This is a genomic window from Candidatus Accumulibacter phosphatis, assembly GCF_012939955.1.
In the GTDB taxonomy this organism is placed as follows: Bacteria; Pseudomonadota; Gammaproteobacteria; order Burkholderiales; family Rhodocyclaceae; genus Accumulibacter; species Accumulibacter delftensis.
This window is the reverse complement of record NZ_SPMY01000015.1, coordinates 1-18,069: the sequence shown is the minus strand read 5'-3', so window position 1 is coordinate 18,069 and position 18,069 is coordinate 1. Positions and strand designations below refer to the sequence as shown.

At 61.6% G+C, this 18,069-nt stretch carries 15 protein-coding genes, 1 tRNA gene and 3 pseudogenes; 10 read left to right on the top strand and 9 right to left on the bottom strand.

Translation table 11 applies throughout. The annotated features are described in order from the left end of the window. The 5 genes and pseudogenes from E4Q23_RS05220 to rplU form a co-directional block, all read right to left on the bottom strand. Positions 1-250: transposase (locus E4Q23_RS05220; protein ID WP_169065651.1), on the bottom strand; the 250-nt coding region annotated here is incomplete at its 3' end. A 76-nt stretch (positions 251-326) separates the two neighbouring features. Beyond that, on the bottom strand, positions 327-1,445 hold the full coding sequence (gene proB / locus E4Q23_RS05215) for a glutamate 5-kinase (RefSeq protein ID WP_169065650.1): 1,119 nt from the start codon (positions 1,443-1,445) through the stop codon (positions 327-329). Then, positions 1,438-2,559, bottom strand: coding sequence for an Obg family GTPase CgtA (gene cgtA, locus E4Q23_RS05210; protein WP_169065649.1), 1,122 nt, complete (start codon positions 2,557-2,559; stop codon positions 1,438-1,440). Before cgtA ends, proB begins: the two co-directional genes overlap by 8 nt. Positions 2,560-2,676: 117 nt before the next feature. Next, positions 2,677-2,940 (bottom strand): 50S ribosomal protein L27, encoded by a 264-nt coding sequence (rpmA, locus tag E4Q23_RS05205; RefSeq protein ID WP_169065648.1) that lies wholly within the window; start codon positions 2,938-2,940, stop codon positions 2,677-2,679. Between the two features lie 19 nt (positions 2,941-2,959). Continuing rightward, positions 2,960-3,297, bottom strand: a pseudogene (rplU, locus tag E4Q23_RS05200) (50S ribosomal protein L21). Positions 3,298-3,464: 167 nt separating this feature from the next. On the opposite strand from rplU, the gene E4Q23_RS05195 reads away from it, so the two are divergent. The 6 genes from E4Q23_RS05195 (at position 3,465) to ampD (ending at position 8,555) form a co-directional block, all read left to right on the top strand. Continuing rightward, positions 3,465-4,427 (top strand): polyprenyl synthetase family protein, encoded by a 963-nt coding sequence (locus tag E4Q23_RS05195; protein WP_211203645.1) that lies wholly within the window; start codon positions 3,465-3,467, stop codon positions 4,425-4,427. An 18-nt stretch (positions 4,428-4,445) separates the two neighbouring features. Further along, a tRNA-Pro gene (locus E4Q23_RS05190) sits at positions 4,446-4,522 on the top strand. A 255-nt stretch (positions 4,523-4,777) separates the two neighbouring features. Then, positions 4,778-5,017 (top strand): PP0621 family protein, encoded by a 240-nt coding sequence (locus tag E4Q23_RS05185; protein ID WP_169065646.1) that lies wholly within the window; start codon positions 4,778-4,780, stop codon positions 5,015-5,017. Positions 5,018-5,026: 9 nt separating this feature from the next. Continuing rightward, positions 5,027-6,616: a two-component system sensor histidine kinase NtrB gene (locus E4Q23_RS05180; RefSeq protein WP_169065645.1), complete on the top strand. Its 1,590-nt coding sequence runs from the start codon at positions 5,027-5,029 to the stop codon at positions 6,614-6,616. Beyond that, on the top strand, positions 6,607-7,977 hold the full coding sequence (locus E4Q23_RS05175; RefSeq protein WP_169065644.1) for a sigma-54-dependent transcriptional regulator: 1,371 nt from the start codon (positions 6,607-6,609) through the stop codon (positions 7,975-7,977). Before E4Q23_RS05180 ends, E4Q23_RS05175 begins: the two co-directional genes overlap by 10 nt. Further along, positions 7,977-8,555, top strand: coding sequence for a 1,6-anhydro-N-acetylmuramyl-L-alanine amidase AmpD (gene ampD / locus E4Q23_RS05170; protein WP_169065643.1), 579 nt, complete (start codon positions 7,977-7,979; stop codon positions 8,553-8,555). The genes E4Q23_RS05175 and ampD overlap by 1 nt, the downstream gene beginning before the upstream one ends. Positions 8,556-8,594: 39 nt before the next feature. On the opposite strand, the gene E4Q23_RS05165 is transcribed toward ampD, so the two are convergent. Beyond that, positions 8,595-9,755: a pyridoxal phosphate-dependent aminotransferase gene (locus tag E4Q23_RS05165; RefSeq protein WP_169065642.1), complete on the bottom strand. Its 1,161-nt coding sequence runs from the start codon at positions 9,753-9,755 to the stop codon at positions 8,595-8,597. A gap of 472 nt (positions 9,756-10,227) precedes the next feature. Between E4Q23_RS05165 and E4Q23_RS25115 the strand changes: the two genes are divergently transcribed. Together E4Q23_RS25115 and E4Q23_RS05155 are read left to right on the top strand one after the other, a co-directional pair. Continuing rightward, positions 10,228-10,527: a hypothetical protein gene (locus E4Q23_RS25115; protein ID WP_423753309.1), complete on the top strand. Its 300-nt coding sequence runs from the start codon at positions 10,228-10,230 to the stop codon at positions 10,525-10,527. Further along, on the top strand, positions 10,503-10,700 hold the full coding sequence (locus tag E4Q23_RS05155) for a hypothetical protein (RefSeq protein ID WP_169065641.1): 198 nt from the start codon (positions 10,503-10,505) through the stop codon (positions 10,698-10,700). Before E4Q23_RS25115 ends, E4Q23_RS05155 begins: the two co-directional genes overlap by 25 nt. Here E4Q23_RS05155 and E4Q23_RS23600 read toward each other — a convergent pair. Together E4Q23_RS23600 and E4Q23_RS05145 are read right to left on the bottom strand one after the other, a co-directional pair. Further along, positions 10,700-11,023, bottom strand: a pseudogene (locus tag E4Q23_RS23600) (biotin carboxylase N-terminal domain-containing protein); the annotation flags it as partial. The gene E4Q23_RS05155 and the pseudogene E4Q23_RS23600 overlap by 1 nt on opposite strands. A gap of 128 nt (positions 11,024-11,151) precedes the next feature. Next, positions 11,152-13,929: an FAD-binding and (Fe-S)-binding domain-containing protein gene (locus E4Q23_RS05145; RefSeq protein ID WP_169065640.1), complete on the bottom strand. Its 2,778-nt coding sequence runs from the start codon at positions 13,927-13,929 to the stop codon at positions 11,152-11,154. A 454-nt stretch (positions 13,930-14,383) separates the two neighbouring features. On the opposite strand from E4Q23_RS05145, the pseudogene E4Q23_RS23595 reads away from it, so the two are divergent. Further along, positions 14,384-14,540, top strand: a pseudogene (locus E4Q23_RS23595) (LuxR C-terminal-related transcriptional regulator); the annotation flags it as partial. A gap of 211 nt (positions 14,541-14,751) precedes the next feature. On the opposite strand, the gene E4Q23_RS05135 reads toward E4Q23_RS23595, so the two are convergent. Further along, on the bottom strand, positions 14,752-16,587 hold the full coding sequence (locus tag E4Q23_RS05135) for a phosphoenolpyruvate carboxykinase (GTP) (RefSeq protein WP_169065639.1): 1,836 nt from the start codon (positions 16,585-16,587) through the stop codon (positions 14,752-14,754). Positions 16,588-16,954: 367 nt separating this feature from the next. Here E4Q23_RS05135 and E4Q23_RS05130 point away from each other — a divergent pair. Then, positions 16,955-18,069 (top strand): malic enzyme-like NAD(P)-binding protein (locus E4Q23_RS05130; RefSeq protein WP_336511608.1); only part of this gene is annotated, 1,115 nt, incomplete at its 3' end.

Genomic DNA, 18,069 nt, shown 5'->3' with positions numbered 1-18,069 from the left:
AGGTCGCCTGTTCCAGCCGGCGGCTGGAGAAAATACCCGTCGCGTAGCCATAGACCAGAATCGCCAGCAGCGTCGCCGGATGATAGGCTTTCGATCCGCGCCCAGCGTACTGTTGAATGAGTTTGGAAAGATCAAGCTGGTCGATCACGTCAACAATGAACCGGGCCAGATGATCCTGGTTCAGCCAATCGTCCAGTGACGGCGGGAGTAGATAGTCGGTCTTGCGGTCAGCGACAATGAAGTGGGCCATGTGACGACTCGGTAGCTCGAACAAAGTATGATTTTATCATGTGCGGTTCACGGCGCTGGGAAAGTCCGACAGGCTGCTAGCTGAGGATAAGGTTGTCGCGGTGGATGATCTCGGGCTCCTCGATGTAGCCGAGGAGGCTTTCGATTTCCCCGCTGGCGCGGCGTGCAATGCGGCGCGCGTCGCTGCTGCCGTAGTTGATCAGGCCACGCGCGATCTCGTGACCTTCGTTGGAGACGCAGGCCACCGCGGCGCCACGTTCGAAATCGCCGCGGACGGCGGCGACGCCAATTGGCAGGAGACTTTTTCCTTCGCGCAGGGCACTGATCGCGCCGTTGTCGAGCAGCAGTTGTCCGTTTAGTTGCAGGTGGTCGGCAAGCCATTGCTTGCGTGCCGTCAACGGCTGCGTTTCGGCCACCAGCAAGGTGCCCAGGGGCTCGCCCCGAGCCAGACGCAGGATGACGTCCTGTTCGCGGCCACTGGCGATGACTGTATGCGCGCCGCTGCGTGCTGCGCGCTTGGCGGCGATGACCTTGGTCAGCATGCCGCCGGTGCCGAACTGGGTACCGGCTCCGCCAGCCATGGCCTCGAGCGCCGCAATCCCGGCGCGTGCTTCACGGATCAGGCTGGCCGCCTGATCCTTGCGCGGGTCAGCGGTGAACAGGCCTTGCTGATCGGTGAGAATGATCAGGCAGTCGGCTTCGACGAGGTTGGCGACCAAGGCCCCGAGCGTGTCATTGTCGCCAAACTTGATCTCGTCGGTGACCACCGTATCGTTTTCGTTGACGATCGGCACGACGCCGAGGCGTAACAGTGTGTTCAGGGTCGAGCGCGCGTTGAGGTAGCGCTTGCGGTCGGCGAGGTCGTCATGGGTGAGCAGCACTTGCGCGGTGTGCAGCGAGTACCTGGCAAAGGCGCGCTCGTAGACCTGTGCCAGCCCCATCTGGCCGACGGCCGCCGCTGCCTGCAACTCGTGCACGGCGCGTGGGCGCTTGCGCCAGCCAAGACGCTGCATACCGCAGGCGATGGCTCCCGACGAGACCAGAATGACCTGCTTGCCGGCCTGGCGCAACCCGGCAATCTGTCTTGCCCATTCGTCGATGGCCGCAAGATCGAGACCTTCACCGTTGTTGGTAACCAGCGCAGATCCCGCCTTGATGACCAGTCTGCGGGCGGTGGCGATGCGGCTGCTAGTCATCTTCTGCCTTGTCGTGGTGGTCGGCGAAAAGGTCGTCCGGGAAAACGCTTGTGGCAGCGCCTGCGCTCGTCGCTTCTAGCGCGGGGGTGGCGGCGGCCAAATTCTGCAGCGCTTCATGTAGCTTGTGCGTGAGTTCGCGACAACCGGCACCGCTGATGGCGCTGATGCGGAAATGCGGAATGCCCGTCGCGCTTGCTTGGCAGCCGTGCAGGAAGTCGGCAATACGTTGCTCGCGTTCGTCCTCGGGGATCAGGTCAAGCTTGTTGAGCAACAGCCAGCGCGGCCGGGTGGCGAGCTCGGAATCGTACTTATCGAGTTCACGAATAATCGTTTCGACATCGCGCACGGGATCTGCGTCGGGGTCGACCGGCGCCAGGTCGACGATGTGCAGCAGCAAGCGGGTTCGTGCGAGGTGTTTGAGAAAGCGTATGCCGAGGCCAGCACCCTCGGCGGCGCCGTCGATCAGTCCGGGAATGTCAGCGATGACGAAGCTCTGGTCGTGGTCTACGCGCACCACTCCGAGATGCGGTTGCAGAGTGGTGAACGGGTAGTCGGCAACCTTGGGCCGTGCTGCCGACACGGCGCGCAGGAAGGTGCTCTTGCCGGCGTTGGGCAGGCCGAGCAAACCGATATCGGCCAGCAGACGCAGCTCGAGGCGCAATTCGCGCTGCTCGCCTTCCTCACCACGTGTGCATTGGCGGGGCGTACGGTTGACGCTGGACTTGAAATGGATGTTGCCGAGGCCGCCGCGTCCACCTTTGGCGAGCAGTACTTTCTTACCGTCGACGTCAAGGTCGGCAAGGATTTCCTTGCTGTTTACATCGGCGATGGTGGTGCCAACAGGGACGCGCAGTGTCAGGTCTTTGCCGCGTTTGCCGTAGCAGTCGCTAGACCCGCCATTCTGGCCCCGCTGGGCGCGGTGCCGGCGCGCGTAGCGGTATTCGATCAGGGTGTTGATGTTGCGGTCGGCGATGAAATGAACGCTGCCGCCGTTGCCGCCATCGCCGCCGTCCGGGCCGCCTTCGGGCTCGTACTTGTCGCGCCGGAACGAGGCGATGCCGTTGCCGCCGTCGCCCGCGCCAACAAGAATTCTCGCCTCATCGATAAATTTCATGACTGCGTCTGTCCGCTCTGTCCGTATTGCCAGTGGTGAAAGAAAAAAGCCCTATCGCCAGGGATAGGGCTTGGTGGTGCCGCCGGGCTGGCTTGCTGCGCCAACCAGGGTTCTGCTTCACCCCGCGCTAGGAACAATACTCACGGTGCGTCGGCGCTGCGCGCCCTTGATGGCAAATTGCACGTGCCCGTCGACCAGCGCGAACAGCGTGTGATCCTTGCCGAGGCCCATGTTCTCGCCTGGGTGAAAGGCCGTTCCACGTTGGCGGACGATGATATTCCCGGCGCGGACGAGTTGACCGCCGTAGCGCTTTACGCCCAGGCGTTTTGCTTCGGAATCGCGGCCGTTACGTACGCTGCCGCCAGCTTTCTTGTGTGCCATGAGTCAGACTCCTCTCAAATCAGGCTGAAGGGTCGAGCGTCGCGCCATTGGCAATCGCGTCAACCCGAATTTCGGTGTAATTCTGACGATGCCCCTGATGCTTCTGGGAATGCTTGCGACGACGAAACTTGAAGATCCGGATCTTGTCGTGACGACCTTGCGAAAGCACAGTGGCCTTGACCGAGGCGCTGGCGATAAGCGGTGTGCCAATGACCACCGATTCGCCTTCGCCAAGCATGAGAACCTGGTCAAAGGTGATTTCTGCGCCAACGTCTGCCGGTATCTGTTCTATTTTCAATTTTTTCGCCGTTGACAACGCGATATTGCTTGCCACCGGTTTTTTATGACCGCGTACATGTTGGACTCCAAAGAACTGAACGAAGTGAGACGAAGAACCGCGCATTATACGTAATCTTCCCGCTCCGTCAAAGAGTTTGCGATCGCCACGGCCATCTGTCGCTTGACGCAAGACCGGCCGGCGCCTAAGATTCGCGGGTTTTGTGCCAAGGTGCCTTCTCGTGAGAATGGAGCAGTTGTATAGCCTGATCGGGGCGGACATGAAGGCCGTTGACGCGGTGATCCGCCAGCGCCTCCATTCAGAGGTGGCTTTGGTCTGTCAGGTCGCCGAGTACATCGTTCAGAGTGGTGGCAAGCGGCTGCGCCCGGCGCTGGTGTTGCTGTCGGCCGGGGCATTGGGCTACCGAGGCCGCCATCATCACGAGTTGGCGGCCGTAATTGAATTCATCCATACGGCGACCTTGTTGCATGACGATGTGGTCGATGGCTCAGATTTGCGGCGCGGCCGTGAAACGGCAAATGCCCTGTTCGGCAATTCGGCCAGCGTGCTGGTTGGCGATTTCCTGTATTCGCGGGCGTTCCAGATGATGGTGGTGGTCGACGACATGCGCATCATGCAGGTGTTGTCGGATGCGACGAACGTCATTGCCGAGGGCGAAGTGCTGCAGTTGATGAACTGCCATGACGCGGGGATCGATGAGCAAGGCTATCTGCAGGTCATCCGCTACAAGACAGCCAAGTTGTTCGAGGCGGCTGCGCAACTGGGTGCGATCATTGGTGGTGGTGACGCAGCGGTCGAAAAGGCGATGGCCATTTACGGCCTCCACTTGGGTACCGCGTTTCAGTTGATTGATGATGTACTCGATTACTCGGGGTCCGAAGTGGAGACCGGCAAGCATCTGGGCGATGATCTGGCTGAAGGCAAGCCGACTCTGCCGCTGATTTTTGTTCTACGCAATGGCAACCCGGAACAGGCTGCCTGCGTACGGCGCGCCATCGAGAACGGCGGCCGCAACGATTTCCCGCTGGTCCTGGCCGCCATTCGTGCAAGCGGCGCGCTGCAATACGCAAAGCAGAAGGCCAAGGCCGAGGCTGAACTTGCCGCCGCCGCTCTCGATGTTCTTCCTGCTTCTCAATACAAGGATTCCTTGCTAGAATTATGCCTCTTCGCTGTTGCTAGAAATCATTAGCGCAGTTGTCGCCTCGGTCGGGGCGTAGCTCAGCCCGGTAGAGTACTGCGTTCGGGACGCAGGAGTCGGAGGTTCGAATCCTCTCGCCCCGACCAACCGTTTCACCACGGCCTTTTCTGGCCGTTGCTGCATGGCGTGACCGTTGTGATTGCGCTTGCTCCGCGATGTGGCGAGCCGCAATCCTCCTCGCGGTAATCGCGATTCCTGCGGCCTGCGCCATGATGCGAGCGAGTTTGTCGCCGCTGCGGGTCTTCGCTGGCGAGGCTTGTTTCTGTGATCCTGTGCTGTGCGGCCTCTCCGTCCGGGGGAGCCTAGGCTATGCTTGAACGCTGCTTTCGGCTGGTCTTTCAATGACGAAATATCTACTGCTAATCGGGCTGGTCTGGGCCGTGTGGTGGTTCTGGCGCAAGTCGCGGATGTCGTCACGCGGCAGCGCTGCCAGCCACACCACTGTCCAGCGCGATGCTGAACGCATGGTGCAGTGCACGCGCTGCGGCGTCAATCAGCCGGTGAGCGAGAGTATTCTCGTCAAGGGTCGCTATTACTGCAGCGCAGCCCATCTTGACGATAGCGCGTCCGACGACGCCTGAGCGGCCATCTTGATCTCCGCGACGCTCGGCGTTGAGCATTTCTCCGCGACGCACTGGAAGTCTCTGCGCTACTTCAACCTCTACCGCTTCGTTGTCGCCACGCTGCTGTTCACGTCGGCGTTGCTCTATCCCTCGGCTTTTCCCATTCTTAGTCCGAACCAGAGTCTGCAGCACCTGGCCTTGGCCAGCGTGTACCTGTTGAGCACGACGCTGGCAGTGCTCCTGGCGTTTCGTCATCGCTGGCATGCCAGAATGCAGTTGACGGCCAGTGTGTTCGTCGATGTGCTGGTGATGACGCTCTTGATCCATATTGGCGGCGGTCTGGACAGCGGCCTTGGCGCGATGTTGCTGGTGACACTGGCCGGTGCCGGTCTGGTCGGGGAGGGGCGCCTGGTGTTGTTCTATGCGGCGATGGCCACTCTGGCGCTATTGTTCGAGCACTCCTACCGGGCTCTACAGCACGATATCGATGTGGCCGGATTCTTTCACGCCGGCTTGTTCAGTGCCGGCTTCTTTGCGGTGGCGGTTTCGGCTCGCTTGCTGGCCCGCCGGGTCATCGCCAACGAGGCCCTGGCGCTTCAGCGTGGCGTCGATCTGAACAACCAGACGCTGATCAGTCAGCGGGTCATCGAGGAAATGCAGGACGGCGTGGTGGTCCTTCGCCGTGATGGTCGGGTCAAGCAGTGCAACCCGCGCGCCAGGCAAGTGCTGGGCCTCGACAGCAGCCGCGAAGATCTGTTGGCCGAATATTCGCCTGAACTGGCGCTCGGTTTCGTCGAGTGGTGTCGGAGCGGCAGTGACGACGTGGTGCTGGTGCACGTTCCAGCCAGTGGTATGCAGTTGCGAGCGAGGTTTGCGCCGACTGAGAGTTCGGAAAGCGATGTGCTTGTTTTTCTTGAGGATCTGGGTCGCCTGCAGGAACAGGCTCAGCAGCTGAAGCTGGCCGCCCTCGGGCGCCTGACGGCCAATATCGCGCACGAAATCCGCAATCCACTATCGGCGATCAGTCATGCCGGCGAACTGCTGCGTGAGGAACGACGTGGCGAGACGTACGAGCGCTTGCTGCGCATCATGCTGGATAATACCCGCAGGCTCGAGCGTATCGTCAGCGATGTGCTGGAACTTGGGCGTCGAGATCGCACCTATCGGGAACTGATTGACTTGCGTGCGACCTTGCCGTTGTTGGTCGAGGAGTATCTGGCCAAGGAGGCGCTGTCGGCCGATGTGGTGCGCCTGGAGTTGTCGGGTGTGGCGGCCCTTTGTTTTGATCGCTCGCACTTCCATCAGGTGTTGGGAAATCTTCTCGGCAATGCCTTACGGCATTCGCAGCGCATGGCTGGCAGCGTGCGTCTAGTGGCTTGTGACGGCAAGGCGGACGCGCAGGTTGAATTGCACGTGATTGACGACGGTGAGGGGGTTGGCGAGGGGCAGCGCGAACACATCTTCGAGCCGTTCTTCACCACGCATCATCGCGGTACCGGTTTGGGTCTCTACATCGCGCGCGAGTTGTGCGATGCAAACGCTACCCTGCTCGAATTGCACGCTTCCCGGCCGGGTGCCGATTTTCGTTTGTTGGGGAGGTCTTCAGGGTGTCACTAGTCAAGACGGAGCGTCGCCCGCGCGGCGAGTTGGCGAGAGTGCTGGTGGTTGATGACGAGGCAGACATTCGTGAACTGCTCGACCTGACGGTGGCGCGTATGGGCTTGTCCGCAGACTGTGCGGCAAGCGTTGCCGAGGCGCGGGGATTTCTCGAAGGGCAGCACTATCAGTTGTGTATCACGGACATGCGCCTACCCGATGGTGACGGTCTTGAAATCGTCAAGCTGATCGGTGAACATTACGGGGAGACGCCGGTGGCGGTGATCACGGCCTTCGGCAGCGCTCAGAACGCCGTCGCTGCGCTCAAGGCGGGTGCCTTTGACTACCTGGCCAAGCCGGTCGCCCTGGAGCAGTTGCGCAGCCTGATCAAATCGGCGCTGCGCTTGCCGCGCCAGAACGGCGACGACGGCGACCGGCAGGCCGCCGCCGCGGCCGGGCAATTGATCGGCGCGTCGGCGGCGATTGAGAATGTTCGCCAGCTGATCGACAAGCTGGCGCGAAGTCAGGCGCCGGTCTATATCTCGGGCGAGTCGGGAACCGGAAAGGAACTCGCTGCGCGCCTGATTCACGATCAGAGCTCACGACGTGCGGCGCCCTTTGTCCCCGTGAATTGCGGTGCGATTCCCGAAAATCTCATGGAGAGCGAGTTCTTCGGCTATCGCAAGGGCGCTTTTACGGGGGCCGACAGTGATCGTGATGGCTTCTTCCAGGCTGCCAAAGGAGGGACGCTCTTTCTCGACGAGGTCGCGGATTTGCCATTGGCGATGCAGGTAAAGCTGTTGCGCGCAGTGCAGGAAAAGAAAGTCCGCAAGGTGGGTAGTGCCGCCGAAGAAATCGTCGACGTACGCATCATTTCGGCGACCCATCAAACGCTCAAGGCCTGCGTCGATGAGGGGCTCTTTCGCCAGGACCTTTACTATCGGCTGAACGTTATCGAGCTGCGCATGCCGCCGCTACGCGAACGTCACGAAGATGTAGTGCCGCTGGTCGTGGCTCTGCTGGCGCGCATCTGTGGCGAGAAGCCGCCGCGTCTGGAGCCACAAGCCCTGCGCGCGCTGGAGAACTATAGTTTTCCAGGCAATGTACGCGAGCTTGAAAATATTCTCGAACGTGCCACCGCCTTGTGCGCTGGCCATGCGGTGGTCGTTGACGATCTGCAGTTGGCGCCCACCGCCGTACCTGGTGACAGCGTCGGCCGGGACGGGGAAACACTCGACGACACTATCAACCGTATCGAGAAGCAGGCGATTCTGGAGGCCTTGAGCAAGACCGCTTTCAATCGTACGGCGGCCGCCAGGCTGCTCGGTGTGAGCTTCCGTTCATTGCGCTATCGCATCGAGCGCCTGGGCATCGAGGAGTGATGCTGCGGCGCGATGCTGCCGTTGGCGAGCCGGGGGCTGATGGTTGGTTGCCCGGCGCACTACGAGTCGAATCCGCCAATCATGACGCTCGCCCGGACGGAGAAGTCGTGTCATTGATCGTCGTGCATGCGATCAGCCTGCCGCCGGGAGAGTTCGGTGGTGAGGGGATTGTTGGTCTATTCAGCAATTGCCTGGATGCGTCCGCTCATCCCTACTTCGCGCAGATCAGTAGCTTGCGGGTCTCGGCGCATTTTCTGCTTCGTCGTGACGGCGAGCTGATTCAGTTCGTCTCCTGCGCGCAACGTGCCTGGCATGCCGGGGTGTCGAGCTGGAACGGGCGCCAGCGTTGCAACGATTTTTCTCTGGGAATCGAACTCGAGGGCTGCGACGAGATGCCTTTCGAAACGGCCCAGTACGGCGCTCTTCGGGAGCTGATCCGCACCTTGTGCGTGGCCTACCCGATTGAAGCCGTTGTTGGCCACAGTGATATCGCGCCCGGGCGCAAGACCGACCCGGGCCCTTGTTTCGACTGGCGTCAGCTGGCGTCGATCGGTGATTTCCCGGGGGCTTGCCGCTGACGGCCTGGCGCATCGAGGGGGCGCCGTTTTCGAGAGCACTCAGCCCAGAAAGCGGCGAATTCTGTCGACGGCTTCAGCCAAACGTTCGACGCTGGCCGTGTAGGCAAAGCGCAAGTATTTTTCGGGCTGGTTGCTACCGAAGTCGAGGCCGGGCGTGATGGCCACTCCCGCTGCATCGAGCAAGTCGCGAGCAAAGCGATCACTGTTGTCGGTCAGCTCGCTGCAATTGGCGTAGACGTAGAAAGCGCCCTCCGGCTTGGCCGCTTGACGGAAACCGAGGTCGTCCAGCGCTGGCGCCAGGAAGTCGCGGCGGCGCTTGAATTCCCGGCGCCGTTCCTCGAGGATGCTGAGGGTGGCTGGCGAGAATGCGGCCAGCGCCGCATGCTGGGCCGGTGTTGATGGCGAAATGAACAGATTTTGCGCCAGCTTCTCGATTTCGCGTGTGAAACGCTCGGGAACGACCAGCCAGCCCAGTCGCCAGCCAGTCATGTTGAAGTACTTGGAAAAGCTCTGCACGACAAAGATGTCATCACCGAACTGCAAAGCCGTTGCTGGGTCACGCTCGTAGGTCAGGCCGTGGTAGATCTCGTCGACCACCAGTTGTCCACCTTTCTGGCGGACAAAGTCGGCGATATCGGCCAGTACGTCGTCATCAAGCAGGGTGCCCGTGGGGTTGGCCGGCGAAGCCAACAAAACACCTGCCGTACGCTCCGTCCAATGCGTTTCCACTTCGGCGAGCGTTGGCTGGAAGTTGTTCCTGGCACGAACCGGGATGCTGACCGGTCGCCCGTCGAAGCTGCGCACGAAATTGCGGTTGCAGGGATAACCCGGATCGGAGAGCAACCATTCGCTGCCTGCTTCCGCGAGGCAGGCCATGCTCAGCAGCAAGGCGCCGGAAGCGCCAGCAGTGACCACTATTCGCGACGCCGGGACGTCGATGCCGTAGCGTGTGGTATAGAAAGCAGCGATGGCTGCACGCAATTCGGGAAGTCCGAGAGCTGGCGTGTAGAACACACGGCCGCTGGCAATCTGCGCCTGCGCGGCGGCGACAATCGGCTCGGGTGTCGGGAAATCAGGTTCGCCGACTTCCATATGGATAATGTCGCGCCCTGCGGCTTCCAGCGCTCGGGCGCGGGCCATCAGTTCCATGACGTAGAAGGGGGCGATGTGAGCAAGGCGACTGGCGGGAAAGGTCGGCATGGTTCGTCGGTAGCGCTTCTTGGCAAAGGGAACAGCCCAGGTTCCGCGATGCAATCGGAATAGAGGGCGAGAAGGTCCCGCCAGGCCTTGATCTTGGATAGAGTGATGTTATTGAGACGGTCACCTACTTGCAGAAGGAAGGAGGCGGGGCGATGGGGACTTTGGCACAAACGGTGCTTCCGTTCAAGGTTCAAGCGACGGAAGAACTGCTGACGGCGAATGCCGGGCTGGTGCCGTTCGGGGAGTTTATGGGTGGCTTGGGGCTGAATCGCTGGCTGAGTACCGAGATGCCCAAGCCCGGCACAGTCGGCACGGCTATCAGGCCGACATCGTCAATGACTGCGAAGACACCGGCAAGACCTTCGCCATCGGCGGGCGGCTGGATGCACCCACACAACAGGCCATTGCCGGAATCCCCGCAACCGCCTGGAAGACCTACGCCGATTGCGCCGTTGCCGAGACGCTGCACAGCATGAACGAGACCCGGAAAGCGTTCCGCCTGATCGTCGTCAAGTACCGACGGCAGGCCGAACTGTTCGCCGACGCACCGAAATACCACGTCATCGTCAGCAACCGGGTCGCATCAACCGCCGACACCTTGATCTGCTATCGCCAACGCGGCGAAACTTCCGAGAACGGCATCAAGGAACTGAAGATTGGCTTCGGTATGGAGCGCATGCCCTGCGGGCAGTTTGCCGCCAACGCGGCGTTTTTTTCCGCATCGGCATCATCGTCCACAACCTGTTCGTGCTGTTCAAGCACTCCGCTCTGAACACCGACTGGCAGCGCCACAAGGTCGCCACCATCCGCTGGCGTCTGTTTCATCGGCCGGGCAAGGTGGTGCGCCATGCCGGCTCATGGGTATTGAAGGTTGCCGCGGATACCGCCGATTTGTTCCGCCGCATCCGCACCCGCAGCTTCGCCCAGGCCATGGCAAGTCCTTAGCCAATGCCCTCGGCTTCGCGCCGGGCGATTTCCAGCGTATTCAGCGGTTCGCGGCTGTCTTCGATAACCGGCAGGCAGGCAGCGATGGCATTTTCCTTGGCCGCCACCTTGATGATGCTTTCGATGTCGAGGTAGGGTTTCAGCGGCTCGTCATCCTTGCCAATCTGGTAGGCCTCGTCAGCCTTGTAGCGGTGGGGTGAAAAACGGTCTTCACGGGTATAGACGGCAACGGTACACAGCTTGAGCTCAGAGGCTGCCCGCAGGATGCGGATGGCGATTTCGCCACGATTGGCGACAAGGATTTTCTTGATGGGCCGGGTCACTGGATTACCGTCGATAACGGTGGTGGAATGGGTTGCTGCTGGCTGTGGGCAAGGAATTTTTACTGCTCTATCGTGAGGTTCAAGCGGACGCCAGTGCCGACCATGGCGGCCCAGGGCAGGATCGATCCTCAACACGCTGTTTCCTCGCCACGGCTGCATTCCTCGAGCAGGTAGGCGATGGAGCGATAGGGGCGGCCGGTTTCCGCGGTAAGGCCGATCTCGCAGGTGCGGCTGGTGGAGACTCCCTCGCAGCATTTTGCCGGCAGGGCTTCATGGACCTTGCGCAGGGCGTGCGCGTTGAGTTCCGGAACGACGAAACCACGATCGCCGGCAAAGCCGCAGCAGGTGACGCCAGCGGGTTCGACCACGTCAGCGACGCAGGCGGCAAGCAGCGTGCGCAGCTTGTCGTCGGAGCCGCTGCGGCGCACGCTGCAATTGATGTGCAGGGCAACGGGCCCTGGCTTGCGGACGAGCAGCAGACGGGGCAGTAGCGCGTCGTGAGCGAATTCGTGGAAATCGAGTAGCGGCAGCCGACCCTCGAGGTGTTTTTGCATGCGCACCGAACAGGTGCTGGCGTCCATGATGATCGGAAAAAAGCCCCCATGACCGTCGTCCGCTGCCTTCATCACTGCCTCGGTAACCGCATTGGCCATTTCTTCCGCTTCATTGGCCATCCCCTTGCTGGCGAGCATCTGGCCGCAGCAAAGCTTGTCGAAGCCTTCCGGCAGGCGCGGCGCATACCCGGCGCGCGTCAGCAATTCCATGATCACTTCGGGCAGCGTCGCCTCCTCGGGGCTATTGGCGCCGAAGATGCGGCCGCCGCAGGCCGGGAAATACACCACCGGATCGCCGCTGCCGATGCCTTGCGTCGGCCGTTTGCCGGCCTGCGGCATGCCGCGCTTCCAGGCGCCTCTCGAGACGCGTCCGACGACGCGGTCACCGACCACGCTCGACACGACATGACCGATGGCCAGACCTACGCGCGATGCGCTGGCGACCTTGCCGAAATTGTCCACCGTCCAGCTGCCGACTTTCTGCGAGGCACTGCCCAGGCCGCGACCGCGCAGGCGGCGGGTCAGCTCTCCGGTGTCGATGCCGACCGGGCAGGCGGTCGAGCACAGGCCGCAGCCGGCGCAGGTGTCGAGCCCGTAGTAAGCGAAGTCGCGACCGACGTCGGCGGCTTCCTCGCCGGCCGCGGCGCGGCGTGAGAGCTCGCGCCAGCTTGCGATGCGCTGGCGCGGCGAGAGCGTCAGTCGGTGCGACGGGCACAGCGGCTCGCAGAAACCGCATTCGATGCAGCGATCAACGATGTCCTCGGCGGCTGGCATCGGCTTCAGGTGCTTGAGGTGGGCCTGCGGATCGTCGCTGAGGATGACGCCCGGATTGAGCAGGTTGTCGGGGTCGAAGAGAGTCTTGATCCGGCGCATCAGGTTGGTGGCCTGTTGCCCCCATTCCCTTTCGACGAAGGGCGCCATGTTCCGCCCGGTGCCATGCTCGGCCTTGAGCGAGCCGTCGTACTTGTCAACCACCAGGGTGCAGATGTCCTCCATGAAGCGGGCGTAGCGCTGCACTTCCTCGGCATTGCTGAAATCCTGGGTGAACACGAAGTGCAGGTTACCCTCGAGCGCGTGACCAAAGATGATCCCCTCCGTGTAACCGTGCTTGCGCAACAGCGCCTGCAGATCGAGAGTAGCCACGGCCAGAGACTCGATCGGGAAGGCGACGTCCTCGATGATTACCGTGGTACCGGTGCGGCGCATCGCGCCGACCGAGGGGAAGGTGCCCTTGCGCACCTTCCAGTACATCGCGCAAGTCTCGGGGTCAGTCGAGAACACCGGCGTTTCGATGGTGGGGATACCCGCGAGTGCCCCGAGCGCGGTGTCAACCCGCTGCTGCAGGAGCGTTGTCGTTTCAGCGCGTACCTCGATCAGTAGAGCGGCGGCATCGTCGCTCAGCGTGTGAATAAGGGGCGGCAGCCCGGGCTTACCTTCGACCGAGCGCAAGGCCGGGCGATCGAGTAGTTCGACAGCGGATACCGGCCCCGGCTTGAGGCGGATGACGGCCTGGCAAGCGGCTTCGATGGTCGCAAAGAACACCAGGGCGCTGGCCTTGCAGGGGTCTTCGACCACGGTGCGGTAGGTGATGCGCGAGATGAAACCGAGTGTGCCTTCCGAACCGATCATCAGATGGGCCAGGATGTCGAGCGGGTCTTCAAAGTCAACCAGCGCGTTGAGGCTGTAGCCCGTCGTGTTCTTGATTCGGAACTTGTGGCGAATGCGCGCGGCCAGTACCTCATCGGCGCGCGTTGCTGCGCCGAGCTGCTCCAGCTCGCTCAGCAGCGCGGCGTGGCTCTGCCTGAAACTGGTGATGCTGAACTCGTCTTCGGTATCCAGCATCGCCCCATCGGCAAGGATCACCCGTAGCCCGGCCAGCGTGTGGTAGCTGTTCTGCGCCGTGCCGCAGCACATGCCGGAAGCGTTGTTGGCAGCGATGCCGCCGATCTTGCAGGCGTTGATTGAGGCCGGATCCGGGCCGATCTTGCGCCCGTGCCGTGCGAGGCGGTAGTTGACCTCGCCGCCGATGATCCCCGGTCCCAGACGCACGCTTGTTGCATCGGCGGCAATTTCGCAGCTGGCGAAGCCTTCGCCTATCAGTGCAAGAACCCCGTCGGTAACGGCCTGGCCCGAGAGGCTGGTACCGGCGGCGCGGAAGGTTATCGGGCGCCGGTGGGCGCGCGCAGCGTGCAGCACGGCCTGGACCTCTTCCTCGGATTCGACCACGGCGACGACCTCGGGGATCAGGCGGTAAAAGCTGGCGTCAGTACCGTAGGCCAGGCGTCGCAGGTTGTCGGTGATGACCTGGCGTCGCGGCAGGATGCGGAAAAGCGCTTCAATCAACGGACTCATGATTCTCTCCTTGAGCAGTTCCATACAGGCGTCTTGGCGCTGGCTTCAGCGGGCTGCCACTACGTGGGGGTGGCTCGTTCGATCAGCGACAAAGCAATGCCACCTCTCATGAGCCAAGAGGTCCCGCGCTGCCGTCGGGTGAGTCTAAGGTTCGGCATCGATTCCAGCAAGCGCCGGCGAGACGCCAGCGCCACCGAAGGAACGGACGCCGACTCGCGGCCAGTCACCATCACCAAGGTTCGGCGCCAAGTCCGGCCTTGGGTAATACACTTGCTTATTTGAAGTTGCTCATTACCCCATCAAGCGCTACGGTGATCTTCTTGAAGCTCTCGACGTACTTCTGCTGTTCATCCTTGCACTTGCCAGCTTCATACTCGGTGCGGAAATGAGTGGCTTCGGCAACCAGGGCCGGCGTTACGATTTTCTTCGTCCCTTCCCACATTCCGGCAGTGGCGGCGCCCTGGCGCGGCGCGAGCGGGAAGTGATGGAGTCGATCGACGTCGGCAATCTGAACAAGCAGATTGCCGATGACCTCGGTATCAGCATAAAAAGCGGTCGAGGTGCATCGTGCACGCGTCATGGACAAAATGGAAGTTCGGTCGGTCGCCGAACGTGTCCAGTGCCTAATGCAGGCTGCAGGGTCGCCGGGCGGCTGGTCGCCCGGCGGGGGTAAGCGCTGGCGCAGGACCTTGTACAAAAGGCAGCGGAAACTGGTCGCTTGAGCGAAGAGAACAGTCTAGCCACAGGACGTGCGATCGAGGCCAAAAAAAAAAGCCGCCCGAAGGCGGCTTTCCACGACCCAGCTTGGGTCGGGATCGATGATCAGGCAGCAAAGCCCTTCTCGAGTTCGTCGCGGATGCTTGCCAGCTTGGGAGGCAACTTGTTGCCCATCTTCTCGAACCATTCCTTGACGCCATCGAGCTCGCTCTTCCATGCCTGTTTGTCGAGGCTGGTGACCTTGGCGAATTCCTCCTTGGAGAAATCGCTTCCGGACCAGTCGATGTCTTCGTAGTTGGGCATCCAGCCGAGGGTAGTCTTGTTCGCTGAAACCTTGCCTTCGCAACGATCGATGATCCACTTGAGGACGCGCGCGTTATCGCCGAAGCCCGGCCACGCGAACTCGCCTTTTTCGTTCATCCGGAACCAGTTGACCATGAAGATCGGTACCGGCGTGTCGGCGGCACTGCCCATTTTCAGCCAGTGGCTGTAATAGTCGGCCATGTTGTAGCCGCAGAACGGCAGCATGGCGAACGGGTCGCGGCGAACGACACCTTGCGCGCCGAAAGCGGCGGCCGTCGTTTCCGAACCGAGCGTCGCGGCAGCATAGACGCCGTGATCCCAGTCAACTGTCTCACAGACCAGTGGCACCGTCGAGGCGCGACGGCCACCGAACAGGAAGGCCGAGATTGGCACCCCTTCCGTGCTCTCCCACTGCTCATCGATGCACGGGCACTGCGAGGCGGGAGCGGTGAAGCGGGAGTTTGGATGCGCGGCCTTGGTGCCCTTCTCCTTGGCGATGGCTGGCGTCCAGTCGTTGCCCTGCCAGTCGATGGCGTGCTCGGGTGCCGGGCCCATGCCTTCCCACCACACATCACCATCGTCGGTCAGCGCGACATTGGTGAAGATGGTGTTCTCGGCCAGGGAGGCCATGGCGTTGAAGTTGGTCTTGTCATTGGTGCCTGGGGCCACGCCGAAGAAGCCCGCTTCCGGGTTGATGGCGTAGAGACGGGTGACGCCGTTGGCATCCTTACGCGGCTTGATCCAGGCGATGTCGTCGCCGATGGTGGTCACTTTCCAGCCGCTCAGGGTGGCTGGCGGGACGAGCATGGCGAAGTTGGTCTTGCCACAGGCCGACGGGAAGGCGGCAGCGACGTAATGCTTCTTGCCCTCGGGCGATTCGACGCCCAGGATCAGCATGTGCTCGGCCATCCAGCCGTCATCGCGCGCCATGTTTGAGGCAATACGCAGGGCCAGACACTTCTTGCCGAGCAGCGCGTTGCCACCGTAGCCGGAACCGTAGGACCAGATTTCGCGCGTTTCGGGATAATGGACGATGTACTTGGTGGTCGGGTTGCATGGCCAACGCGGATCTTTCTGGCCGACTTCCTTGGGTGCGCCGATCGAATGCACACAGGGAATGAAGCTGCCGTCGGTGCCGAGGACCGGGAACACCGCCTTGCCCATACGGGTCATGATCTTCATGTTGACCACGACGTAGGCGCTGTCGCTGATCTCGACGCCGATCTGGGCGATTGGTGAGCCAACCGGGCCCATCGAGAAGGGAATCACGTACATCGTGCGACCCTTCATGCAGCCTTTGAAGACGCCCTTGAGCATCTCGCGCATCTTGGCCGGGTCTTCCCAGTTATTGGTTGGGCCGGCGTCTTCCTTTTTCTCGGAGCAGATGTAGGTGCGGTCTTCGACGCGGGCCACGTCTGACGGGTCGGAAAAGGCGAGGAAGGAGTTCTTGCGCTTCTTGAGCTTGGTGAAGGTGCCGGCTTCTACCAGTTCGGCACAGAGACGGTCGTACTCTGCCTGTGAGCCGTCGGCCCAGACGACTTGGGCGGGCTCGGTGAGGGCCGCAATTTCGGCCACCCATTTTTTCAGGCCTTCATGCTTGACGTAGTCCGGGGCGTTGATGGAAACACTCTGATTCATGGTAATCACTCTCTAAAGTAGGTGGAGGAGCGGAATTTACCGTGGCGTGGCGCGCGCAGAAGCGGACCAACGGAGCCCGGACCGGCGATGGCCCGTCCAGCTCGGTCGGGGGCGACGCGTCGGTCGCGGCTGGAAAACAAAAAGCGCAGTGCAGGCGGGGGTACTCGACATGCTAGGTGTTGGTACTGCAAGGTTGTCTGTGTTTGTGTAATTATGCCACAGGTCCGACTCGCACTGACGATCCTTTGACACCTGCCGCGCTGCCGGCAAGGCTGCCTGGAGCACTTCGGGGCTGATCGTTAGTCGACTGTTGGGGGCGCCATCAGCATCCGCTGTGGCTTGTCATACGCTGCCAGGAGAAAAAGTCATGAGCAAAGAAAAGGACCAGCTGCGTGCCGCCGCTCTCTTTTATCACCGTAATCCGAAACCGGGCAAGGTGGCGATACTGCCAACCAAGCAACTGACCAATAATTATGACCTGTCGCTGGCTTATTCACCGGGGGTGGCTGCCGCCTGCGAAGAGATTGTAGCGTTTCCCGCCGAGGTGAGCACACTGACGTCGCGCGCCAATCTGGTGGGTGTGATCACCAATGGGACGGCCGTTCTCGGACTCGGCGCGATTGGCCCGCTGGCGGCCAAGCCGGTCATGGAAGGTAAGGCGGTGCTGTTCAAGAAGTTCGCCAACATCGATGTTTTCGACCTCGAGATCGAAGAGCGCGATCCCGATAAGCTGGTCGAGATCATTGCTTCGCTGGAGCCGACCTTTGGCGGCATCAATCTTGAGGACATCAAGGCGCCGGAGTGTTTTTACGTCGAGCAGAAACTACGCGAACGGATGAAGATTCCGGTCTTCCATGATGATCAGCATGGTACGGCGATCGTCGTTGGGGCGGCCATTCTCAATGGGCTGCACCTGCTCGGCAAGGATCTCGACAAGGTCAAGCTGGTTACCTCCGGCGCTGGCGCTGCGGCCCTGGCCTGCCTCGATCTGCTGGTGATGCTCGGTATTCCGGTCGAGAACATCTGGGTGACCGACATCAAGGGGCTGGTGTACGAGGGGCGGGTCGAGGACATGGACGAGATCAAGGCGCGCTACGCCAAGCAGACCGACGCGCGCACGCTCGGCGAGGTCATCGCCGACGCCGATGTCTTCCTGGGTTTGTCGGCCGGTGGCGTCCTGAAGAAGGAGATGGTGGCCAAGATGGCGCCTTCGCCGTTGATCATGGCGCTGGCCAACCCCAATCCGGAGATTCTCCCGGAGGATGTCAAGTCCGTGCGCAGCGATGCGATCATGGCCACCGGGCGCTCGGACTATCCCAACCAGGTGAATAACGTCCTCTGCTTCCCGTTCATTTTCCGGGGCGCCCTTGACGTCGGAGCGACAACCATCACCGAAGCGATGAAGCTGGCAGCGGTCAGGGCCATCGCCGAACTGGCGCGTGCCGAGCAGTCCGAGGTGGCGCTCAAGGCGTACGGCGAGAA